Genomic DNA, 4,445 nt, shown 5'->3' with positions numbered 1-4,445 from the left:
GATCAAAGCTATTTTTTGCATGCAGTCGGCGGTGACAAACTTGCCAAAACCTTGTTCCCTATTGGTGAGCTTGAAAAGCCTGTCGTACGCCAAATCGCCGAAGCGCATGACTTAGCGACCGCTAAGAAAAAAGACTCTACGGGGATTTGCTTTATCGGCGAGCGCCGATTCAAGGACTTTTTACAGCAGTACTTGCCTGCGCAAAATGGCGATATTATCACGGACGACGGTCATATTATCGGTCAGCACGATGGCCTGATGTATTACACCTTAGGTCAACGCGGCGGTATTGGTATTGGCGGGGTCAAAGACCGTGTTGATGCACCTTGGTTTGTATTAGCAAAGGATTTGGACAACAACCAATTAATCGTCGGTCAAGGTCATGAGCACCCTATGCTGATGAGCCGTGAGCTACGCGCTTATAAGCTCGATTGGGTTGAGGGCTTAGCGCCTACGGACGTCTTTAGTGAGCAAGGACTGCGCTGTATGGCAAAGTCGCGTTACCGTCAGCCTGATCAAGCCTGTCGTGTGTTTGCTATTAATGATGATAGTAGCGAAGTCAAAGTAGTATTTGATGCGCCGCAACGTGCGGTAACCCCAGGTCAATCGGCAGTATTTTATAGTGACGATGTTTGTTTGGGTGGCGGCGTGATTGAGTCTATTGATGCGCCAGTATCTTTATAATTCCAGTATCTTTGTGATTGTTAGTAAGACAGTTTTTTAGTCGCTATATTCATCATTAAATATGTAAACCATGTTTTATTATTTAGCTACTTTATCTCTACTCACTGTTGTATACTTTTGTCACTCTTATTAGCTAGCTCGTTGATAATATTGATTATTTTACTATTGCTAACTTTAGCTATTAGTTTTGATTAAGGATGCCTCATGCCAGTTCGATTTGCTGCTAGATATTATTCGCTAAGAGCTATTGAAGTTATTTTATACCCTATTTTTACATTTGTAGTTATCGCGCCACTCGCAGCTCAAGCAGCACCATCTGATATGGGCAGCATTACGGTCACCAGTTCTAACGCTCTGACTGGTTCTGCTTCTGGCACTTATGTAGCAGCAGGTTCAGGTGCTACTGGTAGCTTTACGCTTACCCGTAACAACACCAGAGGCTATGCTAACGCTGTAGTCATTACTCCTGGCAATAATGGTATTGAAATTAGAAATAACGCTGATGCAGCCAACAATAACGATAGCTTTACTTATACGTTTGCTATTACACCAGACAACAATAATGCCATCCATTCCATAAAAATCGGTCAGGCCAGCTATACGACAGGAGGCAACTCAGAGGTTGCTCGTCATACTCTTAGTAATGTCACCCAAAATAGTGCTATCGATATACCCAGCCGTATCTATGTAAAAGACAATCCATCTGTCCCTTTTTATTACGAGGCTATGGGCGATTACTTTATGGGTAGCAGAGAAAGTGGTACTAATATTTTTAGATACAATGTTGATACCTCTGAGGCGCAAGTTCGTTCTAATAGCACGAATAATTTATATTTTTATAAGATAAACGAGCTTGCAGGAAGCAACGTAACTGGCACTAGAAGGTATGAGCCAAGTTTAGTTAACAATGAAGTTCGTTTTGCAGGCGCAGGCTCTAGAGGAGTATTACCGCCTACCCCAACTTTTGCTAACATTTTAAAGAGCACGTCGACCAATCCAAATAATCAAAACACCTTTACTGCCCTTACTAATAACCAAACTATCAATGGCAACAGCTATGTGACTTATGGCATAGAAAATAGTAGTAGTAATTACGTTGTCGCGGTTCGTAACGTCACCTCTATCACGTTAACTTACGATGCAATTATGAATGGTAGCAATGCTTTTCCAGGGAATATCATTGGTGAGACATTTAATGAATGGATCAGCTTTGGGATCGAGAGCGCGCCTGTCTATGTATTTTCAGATACAGTATTCAACGACAATGGTGGCATCAATAATAATAACGCCAATCTTGAGACGATAGGCGGTATCTATGATAATAGCCGTTATTTTAATGGCATCTTTAACCCTACTCCGACCTCCTCGCCTGAGCTCGGCATTGCTGGTAGTACCGTTAGGTTAGTCAGCGACTGTAATAGCAATAATCCAACCGTCTATGCAACTAGTACCACGACCAACACAGGTACTTATCAGTTTACGGTGCTGCCTAGTGTCATCGGTAGTAACTCTTTAGTTTGCCTGATCGAAACTCGCGCTAACACGAATGACTATCCTATTCGTACGACTACTGACAAAAGAGCGGTGTCGTTGACGACAGATACTTATAGATATCCAAACAATAACTTTGGTAGAGTCGTTGCACAAAATGCAGCTTTGGTACTCGAAAAAGAGCAAGCGGCTAATGATTGTCGTATTACTTCTCTGACTGATTCGTCTCTTGCCTATAGCAAAGGTGCTTTATCAACCTCTGAGACTGGCGCAGGTGCTAATGTGCGCCCTGGCATGTGTATCGCCTACAAAATCACGGCAACAAACCGAGCCAACCAGGCTATTAGTAACTTTGTCATGCAAGATATCTTGCAACTAGGTAATAATAGTACGACTGTGACCTCAAAGCTTGCGAACCCAAGATTGAACGTCAATCAACATGCGAGTAATAGTGTGCCTATTGGTGAAAATGGTACCGTCGTAACCATCCCACTGCCTTTAGATCCTAGAGCCAATCGTACTTTTTATTTTAATACTCAGTATGGTTCGACTCAGTCGGGGTCTTGATATATCTAGAAGTTATTAAATTTACTTTCTGACTGTAGCATTAGCGATGCTCACTGCACTACTTGTTACAACGCCTCTTTCCCCTTGTGTCTCATCATTGACGGTGTATATCTGATAGGTCAGGCGAGCAATGGGTTCAAGCTCTGAGGTAAACTGATAAAATTTGACGTCATAACTGCCAGGCTCCCATCCATCATAAGGTTTAAAACTTACCCAATTCTGATTACTATCTGCGATGATGTTTTTCTTCTCGAACAACAGGACTTGGCCTGTCTCATTATTCACCCATTTTACAAAGGCAAAAGGACTAGCAGGTACTTTGCCAGCAGTATCCAAATGCGCGAATAGCTTGGCGTTTTTATTGAGCATTGAGGTATCTATAGACGCCTGTGGCATACTGCTATCATAAGAGAGCTTAACCTCGCCAACTAAAGGCCGTGTATCACCTTTATCATATAACTCTTCAATCGCACGTTCTGCAAATCGTCTTTTATCTGTGATCACTTCGCTGTCACCTTTTGCCATAAACTTATCGACGTACTGCCCAAGCACATAGTCAGGCATAGTATCAACCATCGCTTGTGCTTGCTCTTGTGAGTAGTCGTTGATAGAAGTTGAATCTGACCCTGTCACATTTGAAATGGCTTGCTGAGCCGCACTATCACGCCCGTTCAAGGAATCGTCTGATGCCAGACCATTTGCTGAGTTAAAAGCGTCTTGATTATTATTTGTATCAGAAGATACTGCTGATTGCTGCTTGGCTTGCATCACATAATCCATCTGCTGCTTGGTCATAAACAAATAAGTGCTGAAAACCCCAAAGACGAATGCCACAACAACGGATGATAAGAATAAAGTTTTGTCTTTCATAATATAAAGTATTTACCTATAACGCATAAAAAAAGGTATCGACTACTTGATAGACAATACCTTTTTGTTTAGTAAGCTTATTAATAATAAGCTAGTAGGTGATAATCTTCTAAATTAAGGACACTGTATAGAATATTTATCTAAATTTGTACTGCCTGAAATAAAAGTTGTATTAGTGATAGAAATGCCGTTAATGCTACCGTTAACAATTAGTGAATTGCCATAACAGCTAATAACCGCATTAGTGTTTGATCCTGTCAATCTGCAATCTTCGTTGCCAAAACCTCGTACGTTATTTCCTACTACGTTACACGATTTAGAAACATTAAGATCAGGGCTTACATTGGGAACATTAGGTCTTGTAGGTCGTGAGGGTAGATTTGGGTTTAAGTTAGAGGCGCTTACACAGTCGTAAGTATACTTTCCGTTTGGATTACGCTCAATATCGCGCTTAACTTCATCAGCATCGCCGCCGCTAGCACTTACTATACTAAATCTCGCCGTTTGACCACCAGGTAGACTAGGCGACCCAAATATCTGGCACCTTAAAGCGAACTTCTTACCATTATTAATATTAGGCTTTTTTATTAAACATTCACTGAGGGTATTAACAGAAATACTGTTGCCAATGATATTACAGTTAGACAATCCATCAAACCGATCGGAGTCAGAAGAACCATAACTACCACTACTATCAGAATCACCACCGCAAGCAGCTAATGTCAACACACTTCCCATCAATAAAACGTTTACTATTTTGTTCATTCTAACCTCTGATAAGGTACTGAAGCGATTGAATTGAAAGCCTATTTTAAGGATAAGCTAATTTTTTC

Annotated in this window: 4 protein-coding genes; 2 read left to right on the top strand and 2 right to left on the bottom strand. The window is 41.3% G+C overall.

The genetic code is table 11. From position 1 onward, the window contains the following. Both mnmA and ACTXGO_RS10165 read left to right on the top strand, forming a co-directional pair. A partial coding sequence (gene mnmA, locus ACTXGO_RS10170) for a tRNA 2-thiouridine(34) synthase MnmA (protein WP_443574325.1) occupies window positions 1–684 on the top strand: 684 nt, incomplete at its 5' end. Window positions 685–888: 204 nt separating this feature from the next. Continuing rightward, entirely contained in the window at window positions 889–2,742 is a 1,854-nt protein-coding gene (locus tag ACTXGO_RS10165) for a hypothetical protein (RefSeq protein WP_443574323.1), read from the top strand. 21 nt (window positions 2,743–2,763) lie between these two features. Here ACTXGO_RS10165 and ACTXGO_RS10160 read toward each other — a convergent pair whose 3' ends face one another. After that, window positions 2,764–3,612, bottom strand: coding sequence for a hypothetical protein (locus tag ACTXGO_RS10160; RefSeq protein ID WP_443574322.1), 849 nt, complete (start codon window positions 3,610–3,612; stop codon window positions 2,764–2,766). Between the two features lie 114 nt (window positions 3,613–3,726). Further along, on the bottom strand, window positions 3,727–4,377 hold the full coding sequence (locus ACTXGO_RS10155) for a hypothetical protein (protein WP_443574320.1): 651 nt from the start codon (window positions 4,375–4,377) through the stop codon (window positions 3,727–3,729). Window positions 4,378–4,445 lie beyond the last annotated feature (68 nt).

The organism is Psychrobacter sp. T6-1, assembly GCF_052258445.1.
Note: the sequence above shows the minus strand (reverse complement) of the source record. Positions and strands in the feature narration are given on the sequence as shown.